This is a genomic window from Streptomyces huasconensis (assembly GCF_021028635.1).
Lineage (GTDB): Bacteria > Actinomycetota > Actinomycetes > Streptomycetales > Streptomycetaceae > Streptomyces > Streptomyces huasconensis.
The window spans coordinates 5,387,219-5,403,125 of record NZ_CP086119.1 but is presented as its reverse complement, the minus strand read 5'-3'; the positions used below and the strand labels follow the sequence as shown (position 1 = coordinate 5,403,125).

At 71.6% G+C, this 15,907-nt stretch carries 14 protein-coding genes; 4 read left to right on the top strand and 10 right to left on the bottom strand.

Annotation, left to right across the window (positions count from 1 at the left end; genetic code table 11):
* Positions 1–18: 18 nt before the first annotated feature.
* Both J2N69_RS24775 and J2N69_RS24770 read left to right on the top strand, forming a co-directional pair.
* Positions 19–2,424 (top strand): ribonucleoside-diphosphate reductase subunit alpha, encoded by a 2,406-nt coding sequence (locus tag J2N69_RS24775; protein WP_230902685.1) that lies wholly within the window; start codon positions 19–21, stop codon positions 2,422–2,424.
* Positions 2,424–3,446 (top strand): ribonucleotide-diphosphate reductase subunit beta, encoded by a 1,023-nt coding sequence (locus J2N69_RS24770; RefSeq protein WP_230902684.1) that lies wholly within the window; start codon positions 2,424–2,426, stop codon positions 3,444–3,446. Before J2N69_RS24775 ends, J2N69_RS24770 begins: the two co-directional genes overlap by 1 nt.
* An 88-nt stretch (positions 3,447–3,534) precedes the next feature.
* Here J2N69_RS24770 and J2N69_RS24765 read toward each other — a convergent pair whose 3' ends face one another.
* The 10 genes from J2N69_RS24765 to J2N69_RS24720 all read right to left on the bottom strand — a co-directional run bounded on the left by J2N69_RS24765 (position 3,535) and on the right by J2N69_RS24720 (position 13,745).
* A complete protein-coding gene (locus tag J2N69_RS24765) occupies positions 3,535–4,911 on the bottom strand; it encodes a bifunctional albaflavenone monooxygenase/terpene synthase (protein ID WP_230902683.1) in 1,377 nt (458 codons plus the stop codon).
* On the bottom strand, positions 4,908–6,020 hold the full coding sequence (gene cyc1, locus J2N69_RS24760; protein WP_330166828.1) for an epi-isozizaene synthase: 1,113 nt from the start codon (positions 6,018–6,020) through the stop codon (positions 4,908–4,910). Before cyc1 ends, J2N69_RS24765 begins: the two co-directional genes overlap by 4 nt.
* Before the next feature lie 302 nt (positions 6,021–6,322).
* Positions 6,323–6,973: a peptide deformylase gene (gene def, locus J2N69_RS24755; protein WP_230902681.1), complete on the bottom strand. Its 651-nt coding sequence runs from the start codon at positions 6,971–6,973 to the stop codon at positions 6,323–6,325.
* A gap of 106 nt (positions 6,974–7,079) precedes the next feature.
* A complete protein-coding gene (locus J2N69_RS24750; protein ID WP_230902680.1) occupies positions 7,080–8,060 on the bottom strand; it encodes a tetratricopeptide repeat protein in 981 nt (326 codons plus the stop codon).
* A 147-nt stretch (positions 8,061–8,207) separates the two neighbouring features.
* Positions 8,208–9,497, bottom strand: coding sequence for an HD-GYP domain-containing protein (locus J2N69_RS24745; RefSeq protein ID WP_408056787.1), 1,290 nt, complete (start codon positions 9,495–9,497; stop codon positions 8,208–8,210).
* Positions 9,494–10,852 carry an HD-GYP domain-containing protein gene (locus tag J2N69_RS24740; RefSeq protein ID WP_230902679.1) on the bottom strand — a complete coding sequence of 453 codons (1,359 nt, stop codon included), beginning with the start codon at positions 10,850–10,852 and terminating at the stop codon, positions 9,494–9,496. Before J2N69_RS24740 ends, J2N69_RS24745 begins: the two co-directional genes overlap by 4 nt.
* 192 nt (positions 10,853–11,044) lie before the next feature.
* Positions 11,045–11,365: a mycothiol system anti-sigma-R factor gene (gene rsrA, locus J2N69_RS24735; RefSeq protein ID WP_230902678.1), complete on the bottom strand. Its 321-nt coding sequence runs from the start codon at positions 11,363–11,365 to the stop codon at positions 11,045–11,047.
* Entirely contained in the window at positions 11,362–12,036 is a 675-nt protein-coding gene (gene sigR, locus J2N69_RS24730; RefSeq protein WP_030780923.1) for an RNA polymerase sigma factor SigR, read from the bottom strand. Before sigR ends, rsrA begins: the two co-directional genes overlap by 4 nt.
* A 232-nt stretch (positions 12,037–12,268) precedes the next feature.
* Positions 12,269–12,925: an alpha/beta hydrolase family protein gene (locus tag J2N69_RS24725; RefSeq protein ID WP_230902677.1), complete on the bottom strand. Its 657-nt coding sequence runs from the start codon at positions 12,923–12,925 to the stop codon at positions 12,269–12,271.
* A 1-nt stretch (position 12,926) separates the two neighbouring features.
* The gene (locus J2N69_RS24720; RefSeq protein WP_230902676.1) at positions 12,927–13,745 is read right to left on the bottom strand and encodes an SOS response-associated peptidase; all 819 of its coding nucleotides are present in this window, start codon (positions 13,743–13,745) and stop codon (positions 12,927–12,929) included.
* Between the two features lie 49 nt (positions 13,746–13,794).
* Between J2N69_RS24720 and J2N69_RS24715 the strand changes: the two genes are divergently transcribed.
* Positions 13,795–14,517 carry a M50 family metallopeptidase gene (locus J2N69_RS24715; protein ID WP_230902675.1) on the top strand — a complete coding sequence of 241 codons (723 nt, stop codon included), beginning with the start codon at positions 13,795–13,797 and terminating at the stop codon, positions 14,515–14,517.
* A gap of 32 nt (positions 14,518–14,549) precedes the next feature.
* Complete coding sequence (aroA, locus tag J2N69_RS24710) at positions 14,550–15,899, top strand: 3-phosphoshikimate 1-carboxyvinyltransferase (protein WP_230902674.1); 1,350 nt, start codon at positions 14,550–14,552, stop codon at positions 15,897–15,899.
* Positions 15,900–15,907 lie beyond the last annotated feature (8 nt).

Here is a 15,907-nt window from a genome sequence, read left to right as displayed (position 1 = left end):
CGAGGGAGTGCCCCCCACGTGACCATCGCGCCTGCCGAACCCGCGTCAGCGCCGTCGACGCCCACCGCCCAGGGTGCCGAGGGAACCGACGGGCCAGGGGCCGCGCTGCTGCGCACCCTGACCGATCTCACCGCCGACCTCCCCGACGCCGACCCCGGCCGGGTCGCCGCCGCCGCCCTGCGCGGCCGCTCGGCCAAGGCGGACCTCTCGGAGCTGCGGGAACTGGCGACCGAGGCGGCCGCGGGGCTCATCGCCGAGGACCCGGCGTACTCGAAGCTGGCGGCCCGGCTCCTGTCGATCGGCATCCGCGAGGAGGCGGCCACGCAGGGCGTGCGCTCCTTCACCGACTCCGTGGCGGTCGGCCACCGCGAGGGGCTCATCGCCGACCGCACGGCGTCCTTCGTGACGGCGCACGCGGCCCGGCTCGACGCGCTGGTGGTCGCCGCGCTCGCCGACGGCGCCGACTTCCGGTTCGAGTACTTCGGCCTGCGCACCCTGCACAGCCGCTATCTGCTGCGCCACCCGATCACCCGGCAGGTCATCGAGACCCCGCAGCACTTCATGCTGCGCGTCGCGAGCGGTCTGGCCAAGGACGACGGCGCCGCCGCCGTGGACGAGGTCGCCGCGCTGTACGGCCTGATGAGCCGCCTGGACTACCTGCCCTCCTCGCCGACGCTCTTCAACTCCGGCACCCGCCACCCGCAGATGTCCTCCTGCTACCTCCTCGACTCCCCGCTGGACGAGCTGGACTCCATCTACGACCGCTACCACCAGGTCGCGCGGCTCTCCAAGCACGCGGGCGGCATCGGCCTTTCGTACTCCCGCATCCGGTCCCGGGGTTCGCTGATCCGCGGCACGAACGGGCACTCCAACGGCATCGTGCCGTTCCTGAAGACCCTGGACGCCTCGGTCGCCGCCGTGAACCAGGGCGGCCGGCGCAAGGGCGCGGCCGCGGTCTACCTGGAGACGTGGCACTCCGACATCGAGGAGTTCCTGGAGCTGCGCGACAACACCGGTGAGGACGCGCGCCGCACGCACAACCTCAACCTCGCGCACTGGATTCCGGACGAGTTCATGCGCCGCGTCGCCGCCGACCAGGACTGGTCACTGTTCTCCCCGGCCGACGTGCCCGACCTCGTCGACCTGTGGGGCGAGGAGTTCGACGCCGCCTACCGCGAGGCGGAGGCCGCCGGGCTCGCGAAGAAGACCATCCCGGCCCGGGACCTGTACGGCCGCATGATGCGCACCCTCGCGCAGACCGGAAACGGCTGGATGACGTTCAAGGACGCCGCCAACCGCACCGCCAACCAGACGGCGGAGCCCGGCCACACCGTGCACTCCTCCAACCTCTGCACCGAGATCCTGGAGGTGACGGACGACGGCGAGACGGCCGTGTGCAACCTCGGCTCGGTGAACCTCGGCGCGTTCGTGGACACGGCGATCCGGGACATCGACTGGGAGCGTCTTGACGAGACGGTCCGCACCGCCGTGACGTTCCTCGACCGCGTGGTCGACATCAACTTCTACCCGACCGAGCAGGCCGGCCGCTCCAACGCCAAGTGGCGCCCGGTGGGCCTCGGCGCGATGGGCCTCCAGGACGTCTTCTTCCAGCTGCGGCTGCCGTTCGACTCCCCCGAGGCCCGCGCCCTGTCCACCCGCATCGCCGAGCGGATCATGCTCGCCGCGTACGAGGCGTCGGCCGACCTCGCCGAGCGGGAGGGCCCGCTGCCCGCCTGGGAGAAGACCCGCACCGCGCGCGGCGTGCTGCACCCCGACCACTACGACGTCGAGCTGACCTGGCCGGAGCGGTGGGACGCGCTGCGGGCCCGCATCGCCGAGACCGGCATGCGCAACTCCCTGCTGCTGGCCATCGCGCCGACCGCCACCATCGCGTCCATCGCGGGTGTCTACGAGTGCATCGAGCCGCAGGTCTCCAACCTCTTCAAGCGCGAGACGCTGTCCGGCGAGTTCCTCCAGGTCAACGCCTACCTGGTCCAGGAGCTGAAGCGGCTCGGCGTCTGGGACGAGCAGACCCGCGAGGCGCTGCGCGAGGCCAGCGGCTCGGTGCAGGGCTTCAGCTGGATTCCCGCGGACGTCCGCGCGCTCTACCGCACGGCCTGGGAGATCCCGCAGCGCGGCCTGATCGACATGGCCGCCGCGCGCACCCCGTTCCTCGACCAGGCGCAGTCGCTGAACCTCTTCCTGGAGACGCCGACCATCGGCAAGCTCTCCTCGATGTACGCGTACGCCTGGCAGCAGGGCCTGAAGACGACGTACTACCTGCGCTCGCGCCCCGCCACGCGCATCGCCCGCGCGGCCGGCGGCTCGAACACCGCCGCCGCTCCCGTCCCCGCGCAGGTCACGGCCGAAGAGGCCGTCGCCTGCTCCCTGGAAAACCCCGAGTCCTGCGAGGCCTGCCAGTAATGAGCTCCACCGCCAACTCCGAGAAGAACCTTCTCGACCCGGGCTTCGAACTGACCCTGCGCCCCATGCGCTACCCCGACTTCTACGAGCGCTACCGGGACGCGATCAAGAACACCTGGACCGTCGAGGAGGTCGACCTCCACTCGGACGTCGCCGACCTGGCGAAGCTGACGCCCGAGGAGCAGCACCTGATCGGCCGCCTCGTCGCGTTCTTCGCGACCGGTGACTCGATCGTCTCCAACAACCTGGTGCTGACGCTCTACAAGCACATCAACTCCCCCGAGGCACGGCTGTACCTGAGCCGCCAGCTCTTCGAGGAGGCCGTGCACGTCCAGTTCTATCTGACGCTGCTCGACACCTATCTGCCCGACCCCGAGGACCGGGCGGCCGCGTTCGACGCGGTCGAGGAGATCCCCTCGATCCGCGAGAAGGCGCAGTTCTGCTTCAAGTGGATGGACTCGGTCGAGAAGCTGGACCGCCTGGAGACCCAGGCCGACCGCCGCCGCTTCCTGCTCAATCTGATCTGCTTCGCCGCGTGCATCGAGGGGCTCTTCTTCTACGGTGCCTTCGCGTACGTCTACTGGTTCCGCAGCCGCGGTCTGCTGCACGGCCTGGCGACCGGCACCAACTGGGTGTTCCGCGACGAGACGATGCACATGAGCTTCGCCTTCGACGTGGTGGACACCGTCCGCAAGGAGGAGCCCGAGCTGTTCGACGACGCGCTCCAGACGCAGGTGACGGACATGCTGAAGGAGGCCGTCGAGGCCGAACTGCAGTTCGCCCGCGACCTGTGCGGTGACGGCCTGCCGGGCATGAACACCGACTCGATGCGCGCGTACCTGGAGTGCGTCGCCGACCAGCGCCTCCAGCGGCTCGGCTTCGCGCCGGTCTACGGCTCGTCGAACCCGTTCTCCTTCATGGAGCTCCAGGGCGTGCAGGAGCTGACCAACTTCTTCGAGCGGCGTCCGTCGGCGTACCAAGTCGCGGTCGAGGGGTCGGTGTCGTTCGACGACGAGTTCTGAGCGTGTGCCCGCCTCGTCACGGGGGGCGGGGCGGGCACATCCGGGGCGCCCCCGACCGCTCGGCGGCGCCCCTGGCCGTTCATGTCGCTCAGCGCGGCATCACCCGCAGAACCAGCCGCTTCGGATGCAGGGTGATGCCGACGCGGGTGCCGCTGTCGGTCTCCGGGACCCGCTCCAGGCGCCACCTCGGGGCCACCGTGCCGAGGATGAGGGCCAGTTCGGCCATGCTGAAGTGATCCCCGGGGCACTTACGGTTGCCGACGCTGAACGGCATCATCGCGAACTCCGGTATGTCGGCAACCCGTTCGGGTGCCCACCGGTCCGGGTCGAACTCCAGGTGCCGCTCGAAGGAACGCGGGTCGCGCTGCATGGCGTAGACGCTGTAGACGATGTCCGCGTCGGCCGGAATGCGATAGCCGCCCAGCTCGGTCTCGGCCACCGACCGGCGCGTGAATATCCAGGCGGCGGGCCGTATGCGCATGGCCTCGGTGATGACATTGCGGGTGTGCGGCAGGTCGCCCAGATCGGCGAATGTGATCGCGCGATCCCCGACCGCAGAATTTACCTCTTCAACCAACTTCCTTTCCTGGTCGGGGTGTTCGGTGAGCAGATGGAAGGTCCACGCCAGCGTCGACGCGACATTCTCGGCGCCGGCCACGACGAGGGAGACCACATGGTCGTGGATCTCCTGGTCGGTTATCGGCTCCCCGGCCTCGTCCGTGGCCCGCAGCAATTCCGCGAGCAGGTCCGCCGGTCCGCCGGGGCCGGCGGCCCGGCGCTCCGCGATGATCTCGTCGACGAGCGCGTGCAGGTCGGCGAGCGCCTTCTCGAAGCGCCGGTTGGCGGGGGTCGGCACGCGGTAGAGCGGCCCGACCGAGAGCACCATCCGGCGGTAGAGCCCCTCGAAGACGGTGTGCAGGGAGTCGGCGATGCGGTCCGCCTTCTCGCGGATCGAGTCGACCTCCAGGAGCGAGCGCGAGACGATGCGCACAGCCGTGCGGAACATTTCCGTGCCCACGTCGACCGTCTCGCCCGGCCGCCAGCGGGCCGCCGTGGCGCGCGCCTCCTCCTCCATCACCTTGGCGTAGTCGGCGATCCGCTCGGGCCGGAACGCGGGCTGCATCATCCGCCGCTGACGCCGGTGCAGCTTGCCGTTGCTGGTCGCCACGCCCTTGCCGAGGAGCACTTCGAGGGTGTCCCAGAGCGGGCCTCCGACGATGTACTCGGGGCGCTTCAGCAGGGCGCCGACGAGTTCCGGGTCGCAGACCGCGTACGCCGTCTTCGGCCCCAGCCTGATCCGTACGAGGTCGCCGTGGTCGCGCAGCTTCGCGAGGAAGCCGAGCGGGTCGCGCACGAGGTTCCAGGCGTGGCCGAGCAAAGGCGCGCCGCCCGGGACGAGCGGCGGGGTGCGCAGCGGGTCCGGCCCGGAGGCCGCCGGTACGGGTATCGCGGACTCGACGCTCATTCCTCACCCACCAGTTCGTTTTCCGCCAGGACGTCTTCCGTGACATACGGGGGCATGGACCGGTCGTCCCAGCTGTCCACCCGATAACGACCGGATTCGTGGTGGAACCAGTACACGGAAGAGAACCAGTTCCGCATGTTGCCGACGCAGGATTCCACCGCTTCCGCGAGTTCCTTTCCGCGTGCGGTTCCCTCGGACAAGTTACGGGCGAACAGCAGCACTTCTTCCTCGGCCTCGAGAAAATTCGTGACACATTGCGTGACCCGTCGGTGAACTTCGCGCACCGCCTCTTCGAGCGTCAGCCCCTCGTGGTGAATGAGACTGATACCGAGATTGTGCAGTTCATCTCCCGCGAGTTCTTTGGGAAGTGAGCACAGGTCGTTGTACCAGGCGGAGAAATCCTGGGTCGCCAGTGCCGCCCGCCGGTACGCGGGGTGCTTCCGTACGGCGTCCGGCAGTTCGCGGCGGGCGGTGGGTTCGAGCAGGTCGATCCAGGCCCAGTGCGCGAACGTGAGGCGACGCAGCTCGACGTACGTCTCGACGGTGGGCACGACGCCGTCGCGGCGGTTCCTGAACTCCTGGTCGTACGCGTCGATCACGGGGTGGAAGTGGCGCGCGAACCGGGCGTTCCAGCTGGGGCCCAGGAAGGAGTACAGGCGGCGGACGCAGTCCGCGAAACCGGCGACCAACGGGTCCCGGTCGCGCAGATACTCATGGGGCGCGTCGAGCGCGTCGTGCAGGCCCCGGCACAGCAGCCGCCACTGCGCCGCGCGGCCGTGCACCGAGTCCCGGTCGTGCCGGTCGTCCCACGCGAAGAACCAGCTGCTGAGGTCGGCTATCGCGGTGAGCAACTCGTCCGGCGCGCCGATGTAGTAGCCGGCCACCAGGTCGGTGTAGCAGAGGCTGTCCGCGTAGCGCTCGACCTTGTCCGGCGGCATGAGCCGCATTTCGCGCAGCCAGGTCCTGGACTTCTCCTGAAGCTGGGGCCAATACGGGTGCAGACGGCGGGGAAACGTCGCCTCGATCACCGGAACTGCGAGCGCCGGTGGGACGGTCACCGCCTGGCTGTGTGGCTGTGTCTGGGAAGTGCTTCCGGAATATGCAGGCACGGACAAACCCCTTTCAACCGCATGGGTGACGCACGCCCCTCCCCCGTGCCGGGCGCGCGCCGTTGCGCAACTCTCCGCGCCTTTCCATTCAGCACCACAACTGACCGTTCAGGGAACAGTTTTGCGCCATTCACTACCCCCCGGTGCCGAGAACATCATCGGGGTTGACTGATTCTGGATCTTCGACAGCCGGTTTTGCTCGCACAGGTGAGCGGCTCATGGCAACGGCCCCTGGTCAGGGGGTTCCCGACCAGGGGCCGCACGTGTCACGCGGTTCCCGCGCCGCTCAGGCGCCGCACGCGTCACTCATTGGGTACCACGGGGTAGCGCGGCGTGCCCTCTGCCATCTGGCGCAGCGCGTCCTTGCGCTCCCTCTTGGAGAGGCGGTCGATGTAGAGGTAGCCGTAGAGGTGGTCCGTCTCGTGCTGCAGGCAGCGGGCGAAGTAGCCGGTGCCGCGCACCTTGATGGGGTTGCCCTTCTCGTCCTGGCCGGTCACCTCGGCGTAGTCCGGGCGGGCCAGCGGGGCGTAGGCGGTGGGCACGGACAGGCAGCCCTCGCCCGAGTCGTCGAGACGGCGCTTCTCGGCGGGCAGCTCCTGGAGCACGGGGTTGCAGACCACACCGACGTGGCGCACGCCCTCGTCGTCCATGCAGTCGTAGACGAAGACCTTCAGGTCGACGCCGACCTGGTTGGCGGCGACGCCCACGCCCTGCGCGACGCGCTGGGTCGCGAACATGTCGTCGATCAGCCGGGCGAGGTCGTCGTCGAAGGACGTGACGTCCTTGCACTCCTTGTGCAGGACCGGGTTGCCGACGACCGTGATGGGCCGCGACGTGCCGCGCTCGCGGTAGGCCGTCTCGCGCTCCTCGCAGTCCTCCGTGTCGATGACGAAGCCCTCGTCGTCGACGGGGAGCACCCCGCCGGAGGCCTGCTGCTCAGTGTCCTGCGCCATGTCCGCCGTAAGCCTTCCGTGAAACCCTCAGAGTTTGTGCCGGTACAGCCTACGGCGAAGTGCCGGCCGGTCTCTTCGGGCCGGGGAGGCCGGTGGCCGCTTCCGGTCAGCAGACCTCTTCGAGGTCGCGCCAGTCCCGCGAGTCCGGACTGTCCGCCACCCAGCTGTCCAGCAGCCCGCGCACCAGGGCGGCGGGCGCCGCGATGCCGCACTCGCGCTCCGGCACCCAGACCGCGCCGGGGCTGCGGTGGCCGAGCGGGCCCGGGTGACCCGGCTCGCTGTGGTCGTGCGGGTCCAGGTGCTCGCCGTCGCCCTCGTCGCTCGGCATCCGCGACTCGGAGCACATGCGGCACAGCAGCCGCACGGACGACGACCAGTCCTCGGCGGCGAAGCCCGCGTCGGCCGCGAGCCGCTCCAGGGCGTCCCGGTCGTCCTCGGTGGCGGCCTCCAGGAGGACGACCCAGGTCGGCACGGGTGAGGGCGCCCACAGCTCGATCTCGTCGAACACGGGGTACGAGTGTCCGGCCGCCGTCGTCCGCTCGCCGTGCGGGACGCCGTCGTGCAGCACGACCTCGCCCCAGCGGCGCCCGGAGGAGGGCAGCGGAATGGACAGCACCTCGATGCGCGCGGGGTCCAGCCTGCGGCCCCACACCACCTCGGCCTCGCCCTCCGGGGAGAGCCGCACGGCCGCGCTGCCAAGCTCCATGCCCGAGGGCTCACCGGACGCCGCCACGCCACCGGGCACCCGCAGCCCGTACGCCTGCCAGGCGCGGCGGGCCAGCGGCCAGTCCTGGAGCGCGGTCGCCGCGATGCCGACGTTCCACCAGTCCGGGGCGCCCGCCGAGCGGTCCAGGAGCGCGACGGCACGCAGCCCCGCGGCCCGCGCCTGCTCCCAGTCGTGCCGGAACTTGTGCAGCAGCGCGAGGTTGAACCAGGACTCGGACAGCCAGGGTTCGAGATCCGCCGCGCGCGTGAGCAGCGCTCCCGCGTCCTCGTACCGGCCGTCGCCGATCAGCGTGAAGGCGCGGTCGGTCGCCTGCCGCCATGAGGCGGAGGGCCGGTGCCGTCCCTTGCCGAAGATCCTCACGATTCCCGCCTGATTCCCGCCTGTCACGATGTGCCGGAAGTCCCGTCCTCGAAGGCGCGGCGTCGGGTCGATGCCCCCGCGCACCCTCGTCTTCCTCTTCTTCGCATCCAACCACGTACGGTCGGACGACCGCTCATTACCCATGGGTTACCCAGCCGGGGGAGAGCTAAGGCCGCCCCGCGACACCACCCTCGCCAGGGACTCCACGACTTCGGGCTGGTAGTCGTGGCCCGTGGCCAGCCGCAGCCTCTCCAGGGCGTTGAGCGGGCCGCCGAGCGCCCCTGAGGGTCCTTCTCCCCGCGCCATCTCGTCGTACGCGTTCGCGGTGCGCACAATTCGCGCGGTGAGCGGCTGATCGCGGTACGGGTCGGCCTGGCGCTCCACCACCACGGCGACCGCGGAGTCCACCCCGGTCTGCCGGACGACGGCGCCGCCGAGCAGGGCTATGCGGCGCTGCTGCGCCTCGGGCAGGGCGGCGGTGGCGCCCTCGGGCACGGGGTCGACGAGGGAGAGCTGGCCGATGTCGTGCATCAGGGCCGCGTACTCGAGGACGGTGAGGTCCGGCCCGCTGAGCCCCAGGTCACGCCCGACGGCCCGGCTGAGGCCTGCGACGCGGTGGGCGTGGCCCTGCGGGGTGTACCCGGCGATCTCCGTGGCCCGGGCCAGCGACGCGATGGTCTGCCGGTAGGTGGCCCGCACCGCCGCGTAGCGCCGGAAGGCGAGCTGGGTGAGCAGCAGCGGGAGGCTGAACACGGGCAGCGCCCAGAGCCCCGCCACGGCCACGGCGAGCGCCATCACGGCCCCCGTGGCGCAGACGGCCGAGCCGATGCCGGGCATGGCCCGCAGCTCGTCGCGGAGCAGCGGCCCGAACGGCCAGCGGGTGCGGGCGTGCGCCAGCGCGGCGGCGAGGACGGCGTCACAGAGCGCGGTGAGGCCGAGCAGGACGACGATGAAGAGCGCGTACCAGGGGCCGTGGCCGACCCAGCCCTCCAACTTGCCCGCGTTGTAGAGGGGTTGGAAGCAGGCGGCGGCGAACGCGACGGTCAGCACGCGCCGCGCCATGTGGTCGGCCGTGGGCCCCCGGCCGAGCGCGACGTGCGGCACCGCCCCCACGAGGGCGGCCGCGACGACCACGGCGATCACCTGGAGCACGCCGTGGTGCGTGGCCGTCCCGGCGTTCTGCCCGAGCAGGGCGTACGCCAGGGCTCCCGCGGCGCCGAGCGGCGCGGGCTCACGCCCCTTCCCGCTCCCCCACCGGGCCAGTTCACCGAGGGTGATCAGCGCCCCGAAGGCGAGGGCGACCGGCCGTTCGGCGACGCCGTGCCACAGGGTCCAGCCGAGCGAGACGGCGGCGAGCAGCCCGGCCACCGCGTGGGCCGCGGTCACGGGCAGGCGTTCCGCGCGGGTGAGCGGGCGCCGGGCGCCGGGGGCGGTCACGGGGCGGCCGGTCCGCGCCCGGCGGGCGTGGCGGCGGTCCGCGCAGAAGGTACGTTTCCGCCCTGGTCAGGGGCGTGCTCCGGCGCACGGCGCGAAACGTCCGACGTGACCTCGGGGTGCCACCCGTCGCGGGCCAGCGCACGGGTCAGCGCGGCGACCATCACCGGGTCGAAGTGCGCCCCCGCGCACCGGGCCAGCTCCTCCAGGGCGGCGGACACCGGTCGTGCCCGGCGATAGGACCGGGTGGACGTCATCGCGTCGAAGGCGTCGGCCACGGCCACCACGCGGGCGCACTCCGGGATCTGCCGTCCGGCGAGCCCGTAGGGATATCCGCTGCCGTCGATCCGCTCGTGGTGGTGGAGGATTGCCGCGCGTGCCTCGCCGAGGAAGCCGATGCCGCGCACCATCTCGTGCCCGTACTCGGGATGGAGCTCGATGACGCGCCGCTCCTCGGGTGTCAGGGGGCCGTCCTTGCGCAGCAGGCGGGTGGGCACGCCGAGTTTGCCGACGTCGTGCAGGATGCCCGCGAACCGCAGGACCTCGACGCGCTCGTCGTCCATGCCCAGCTCGCGCGCGATCATCACCGAGGCGCGGCCGACGCGCTCGCTGTGGCCCCGGGTGTACTTGTCCTTGAGGTCGACGGCCTGGACGAGCGCCCGGATGGTGGCCTGGTGGGCGGCCCGCTCGCGGTGGTACTGCGCGAAGGCCCAGCAGGAGACGCCCATGGGCAGCAGTACGAGCAGCGCGGCCGGGGGGCCGTAGGGGCTGGTCCACAGGATGGCCATCATCAGTCCGGCCAGGCCGTGCACCGCCACGGGTGCGAGCGAGCGGGTGAAAAGGCCCCGCCATGCCGCCCGGGCGGGCACCCGCTCGGCGGTCGCCAAGATCCCGCCGTCCAGCACGGCGAGCACGGCGCAGAAGGCGAGCACGGCGGCTCCCGCGGGCCACAGGACGTGCGGGAAGTCGGGCCCGGCACCGGCGGCGGGCCCGCCGAGCGCCGCGTGGACCCGCGCCGCCGCCCAGCAGGCCGGGGCGAGCCGGGCGGCGCGCCAGAGGCGGCGTATCCCGTGGGGGCGGCGGTCGACGCGGGCGAGCAGCGCGCCCGGCACGGCGACGAGGGCGGCGGCCGCGGGCGGCAGCAGGAAGACCGCGGCGAGCAGCACGGGGTAGAAGGTGCCGAGGCCGCGCGTGCGGCCGCGCGGCAGGGCGCTCTGTTCGCACCCGGCGCAGAGCACCGCGAGGAGCGCGACGGCGGGCCAGGGGGTGCGTGCGTTCAGCGCGGGCGCGGCGCAGGCGGCGCCCGCCAGGGCGACGCACAGGATGTACAGGCGGGCCCGCGCCGGCACCGACCGCATGGAGTTCTCCTCCCCGTTCCAGCTCGCAAGACCCAGGTCCGGAGACTAGAGCGGCGGCTCGGCGGCCAGTGCCCGACGGCGGCGAATTAGCACATTCGAGTGACGGCGGGGAGAAACGGGGCACGGAAAAAGAGCAGGCCGCATCATGCGCGACCTGCTCTCCTTCTCAACCGGCGGTGGGACCCGCCAGGTTCACGCCTCCGAGGGCGTCACACCCGGTGCGGCGTCCTGCGTGACGTCCTGGTCGGGCACCGACTGACCGGAGCGGATGAGGTCGATGCGTCCCATCACCTTGGCCCGCAGGTCGATGGGGACGTCGTCCTGGCCGCAGCAGCGCTTCACCAGCTTCTTCACGGCCTGCTCCAGGCCGTACTTCTCCAGGCACGGCGAGCACTCCTCGAAGTGCGTCTCGAACTTGGTGCAGTCGCTGTCCGGCATCTCGTGGTCCAGGAACTCATAGAGGTGGTCCAGGACTTCACTGCAGTCAGTCTCGTGCGGCTCTCCGCAGCTCATGAGCCCGAGCCTTTCGTTCCGTTCGACTCTCCGGCACCCGCCGGGACGAGCCCGCGCTCACGGGCGTAGTCCTCCAGCATGCCGCGCAGTTGGCGGCGGCCCCGGTGCAGCCGGGACATCACCGTACCGATGGGTGTCCCCATGATGTCCGCGATCTCCTTGTACGCAAAGCCCTCGACATCGGCCAGATAGACGGCGATGCGGAATTCCTCGGGGATCGCCTGGAGCGCCTGCTTCACGTCCGAGTCGGGCAGGTGGTCCAGCGCCTGCGACTCGGCGGAGCGCAGACCGGTGGACATGTGCGACTCGGCGCGCGCGAGCTGCCAGTCCTCGATCTCCTCGGCGGCACTGCGCTGGGGTTCGCGCTGCTTCTTGCGGTACGAGTTGATGAACGTGTTCGTGAGGATGCGGTACAGCCACGCCTTGAGGTTGGTCCCCTCGCGGAACTGGTGGAACGACGCGTACGCCTTCGCGTAGGTCTCCTGGACCAGGTCCTCCGCGTCCGCCGGGTTGCGCGTCATGCGCAGCGCCGCGGAGTACATCTGGTCGAGGAACGTCAGCGCGTCCCGCTCGAAGCGGGCCGTGCGCTCCGCGGCCGTCTCCGAACCCTCTTCCGGGCGCTCCGCCTGGCCGTGCTCGGTCCCTGCGTCGGTCCCAGTGACCGGACCCACCTCCTCCAACGACGTGGCGAGGCCGAAAGCAGCCCCACTCGAATCGGAGGATAGACGACGATCCACTCCGCGCGCCGCCCGAATAGTTGCGGTTTTGGGTGCGCTCAAGACCGTCCACTCCAGGTCAGCGGCGCTGGAGCGGTTCGGGCAGATGGTCGAACCCATGCGGCGGACTCCCTCTCGTACGAACACGTCTGCGACGGCGTTCACCGTCTGTTCGCGACAACAGGGGTCACGCGTCCAGCATTCCCGCCCACCGTGTGACGCCGTCCGTGATGACCGTCATGGCGTCCTCCTGGGACGGCCCCGCCTTCTTCGGCACCTTGAAACCGTGATCGCCGAAGGGCACTTCGAGCAGTTCGTACGTCCCCTCGGGGAACTCGGCGGGCTTCCCGAAGGGGTCGTTGCCGCCCTGCACGACGAGGGTCGGCACCCCGGCGCCGAGCAGTTCGTCGGCGCGGGACTTCTCGGGCTTCCCCGGGGGGTGCAGGGGAAAGGAGAGCGCGAGGACGGCGGCGGCGCCCAGCTCCGCGGCGGTGCGGCAGGCCACGCGCGCGCCCGCGCTGCGGCCTCCGGAGACGACCGGGAGCCCCTTCTTCTCCAGGGCGGGCCAGATCCCGCGCCACCCCACGTCGAGCGTCTTCGGCGCGGGCGCCAGCTTCTTGCCCGCGACGCGCCAGGGCTGCTCGACGAGGGCGACGCTCACGCCGTGCGCGGGCAGCGCGGCGGCGAGGGCCTGGAGGTCGCGGGCCTCGATGCCGCCGCCCGCGCCGTGGCCGACGGCCAGCAGGAGGCGGGCCTTCTTCCGCGCCGGGTGCCAGGTGATCCGCGCCTCACCGGCGCCGGTCTCCACGATGTCGCTCTGGGGCGGGTGTGTTTCGTGCGTCACGTCAGAAGAGTGTGCCCTCTTCGGGGCCGTCCAGCTCCTTGAGCAGCTCCGGGCCGTTGTTGCGTACGTTGCTGACCGCCGTCGACACGGGGTAGGCGCGCATCAGCCCGGCCGGGGGCGGCGCCAGGAGGGGGCGCAGCTCCTCGACGTCCGTGCGGGACGGGTCGAGCCAGGCGTCCCAGCGGTCGGGGGTGAGCATCAGCGGCATCCGCGGGTGGATGTCGGCGAGCGAGCGCGGGCCCTCGGCGGGGGCGACGGCCAGCGGGGTGGTCTCGGCCTCCGTGGTGATCACCGTGCAGGTCACCCACCAGGCGAGGGGGTGCTCGTCGGGCAGGGTCTTGTCCCGCCAGAACTCGTAGAGGCCCGCCATGGCGAAGACGGAGCCGTCGGCCGGGGTCACGAAGTACGGCTGCTTGCGGGACCGCTTCTTCTTGCCCTCGACCTCCAGCTGCCGTTCCTCGGGCGCGGTCACCCACTCGTAATAGCCGTCGGCGGGCAGGAGGCAGCGGCGCGCGGCGAAGGCGCGGCGGTAGGAGGGCTTCTCGTGGACGGTCTCGGCGCGGGCGTTGATCATCCGCGCGCCGCCCTCGGGCGTCTTGGACCAGGACGGGACGAGGCCCCATTTCAGGGTGCGCAGCTGGCGAACCGGAGCCGGGTCCTCGGCGTCTTTCAGTGGACGGTCGAGGACCGCGTAGACCTCTTTGGTGGGGGCCACGTTGTAATCGGGGGCGAGTTCCTCCTCCGGCTCCTCCCACTTCTGGATCTCGAAGATCCCCGCGAGGTCCTCGGGCCTACGACTCGATGCATACCGTCCGCACATACGTGCCAGACTGCCACGACCCCGTCCCCCAGAGGAGCCGGTTCCGACCATGTACAGCACCGCCGACGCCGGCCTGGCCGGCCTCTGGGACCGCGTCTTCGGCACCCAGTCCGCGCCCGAGCAGTGGCTGGTGATCGCGGCCGGCGTCGTCGCGCTCGCCGTCGTCGTCCCGCACGGCGCCTGGCGCCTGGCCCGCAACGCCATCACCATCGCCCACGAGGGCGGCCACGGCCTGGTCGCGCTGCTCACCGGGCGCCGCCTGGACGGCATACGGCTGCACTCCGACACCTCGGGCCTGACCGTCTCGCGCGGCCGGCCCACCGGGCTCGGCATGATCCTGACCGCGGCGGCCGGCTACACCGCGCCCCCGCTGCTCGGCCTCGGCGGCGCCGCCCTGCTCTCCTCGGGGCGCATCACGGCCCTGCTGTGGATCGCCACCGCGCTGCTCGTCGCGATGCTGGTGATGATCCGTAACGCGTACGGCGCCCTGACGGTCGTCCTGACCGGCGGGACCTTCCTCCTGGTGTCCTGGCTGGCCGAGACCGACGTGCAGGCGGCGTTCGCGTACGCGGTGGTGTGGTTCCTGCTCCTCGGCGGTGTCCGGCCCGCCTTCGAACTCCAGGCCAAACGCCGGCACGGGGGCGCGGGCGACTCGGACGCGGACCAGCTGTCGCGGCTCACCCACGTCCCCGCCGGGCTGTGGCTCTTCCTCTTCCACGCCGTCTCGCTCTGCTCCCTGATGGGCGGGGCACGCTGGCTGCTCACCGTCTGAGCGGGGTCCGCGGCAGCCACTAAAGTGAGGGCATGACCGAAACCCCGGCGCACACCGCCCTCTGGCCCGCCCCGCACGCAAGCGGAGCCGTCACCGCGACGGTCCACGTCCCCGGTTCGAAGTCGGTCACCAACCGCGCGCTCGTCCTCGCCTCCCTCGCCGCCGAGCCGGGCTGGCTGCGCCGCCCGCTGCGCTCCCGCGACACCCTGCTGATGGCGGGCGCCCTGCGCGCGATGGGCGTCGGCATCGAGGAGACGGTGTCGTCCAGCTCCTCCGTCGCGGGCGGCCCCGACGCCACCGGTGAGGCCTGGCGCGTGATCCCCTCGGGCCTGCGCGGCCCGGCCACGGTCGACGTCGGCAACGCCGGCACGGTCATGCGCTTCCTGCCCCCGGTCGCCGCCCTCGCCGACGGCCCGATCCGCTTCGACGGCGATCCCCGTTCGTACGAGCGCCCCCTGACCGGTGTGATCGACGCCCTGCGGGTGCTCGGCGCCCGCATCGACGACACCTCGCTCGGCAGCCCGGGCGCGCTGCCGCTGACCGTGCACGGCGCCGGGGCCCTGGACGGCGGCCCGGTCGAGATCGACGCCTCGTCGTCCTCCCAGTTCGTCAGCGCCCTGCTGCTGTCGGGCCCGCGCTTCAACCAGGGCGTGGAGGTCCGGCACGTGGGCGGTCCGCTGCCCTCCATGCCGCACATCCGGATGACGGTCGACATGCTGCGCTCGGCCGGCGCCCAGGTGGACACCCCCGAGGCGGGCGGCGAGCCGAACGTCTGGCGGGTCACCCCCGGCGCGCTCCTCGGCCGCGACCTGACCATCGAGCCCGACCTCTCCAACGCCCAGCCGTTCCTCGCCGCGGCCCTGGTCACCGGCGGCACGGTCACCATCCCGGACTGGCCCGCGCACACCACGCAGCCCGGCGACGCGCTCCGCCAGATCTTCACGGAGATGGGCGGCTCCTGCGAACTGACCGAGCGGGGCCTGGTGTTCACCGGCTCCGGCTCGATCCACGGCCTCGACGTGGACCTGAGCGAGGTCGGCGAGCTGACCCCCGGCATCGCGGCCGTCGCGGCTCTCGCGGACTCCCCCTCGACGCTGCGCGGCGTCGCCCACCTGCGCCTCCACGAGACGGACCGGCTCGCCGCGCTCACCAAGGAGATCAACGAACTCGGCGGTGACGTCACCGAGACCGCCGACGGCCTGCACATCCGCCCGCGCCCGCTGCACGGCGGTGTCTTCCACACCTACGACGACCACCGCATGGCGACCGCGGGCGCGATCATCGGCCTCGCGGTGGCCGGCGTACAGATCGAGAACGTCGCGACGACGGCGAAGACCCTCCCGGACTTCCCCGAACTCTGGACCGGGATGCTCGGGAACTGACGGGCGGA

What these genes read in the sequence shown, in the direction of transcription:
- J2N69_RS24770 (WP_230902684.1), top strand. Translation starts at nt 2,424, where the DNA reads ATGAGCTCCACCGCCAACTCCGAGAAGAACCTTCTCGACCCGGGCTTC.
- J2N69_RS24765 (WP_230902683.1), bottom strand. Translation starts at nt 4,911, where the DNA reads ATGAGCGTCGAGTCCGCGATACCCGTACCGGCGGCCTCCGGGCCGGAC.
- def (WP_230902681.1), bottom strand. Translation starts at nt 6,973, where the DNA reads ATGGCGCAGGACACTGAGCAGCAGGCCTCCGGCGGGGTGCTCCCCGTC.
- J2N69_RS24740 (WP_230902679.1), bottom strand. Translation starts at nt 10,852, where the DNA reads ATGCGGTCGGTGCCGGCGCGGGCCCGCCTGTACATCCTGTGCGTCGCC.
- rsrA (WP_230902678.1), bottom strand. Translation starts at nt 11,365, where the DNA reads ATGAGCTGCGGAGAGCCGCACGAGACTGACTGCAGTGAAGTCCTGGAC.
- J2N69_RS24720 (WP_230902676.1), bottom strand. Translation starts at nt 13,745, where the DNA reads ATGTGCGGACGGTATGCATCGAGTCGTAGGCCCGAGGACCTCGCGGGG.
- J2N69_RS24715 (WP_230902675.1), top strand. Translation starts at nt 13,795, where the DNA reads ATGTACAGCACCGCCGACGCCGGCCTGGCCGGCCTCTGGGACCGCGTC.
- aroA (WP_230902674.1), top strand. Translation starts at nt 14,550, where the DNA reads ATGACCGAAACCCCGGCGCACACCGCCCTCTGGCCCGCCCCGCACGCA.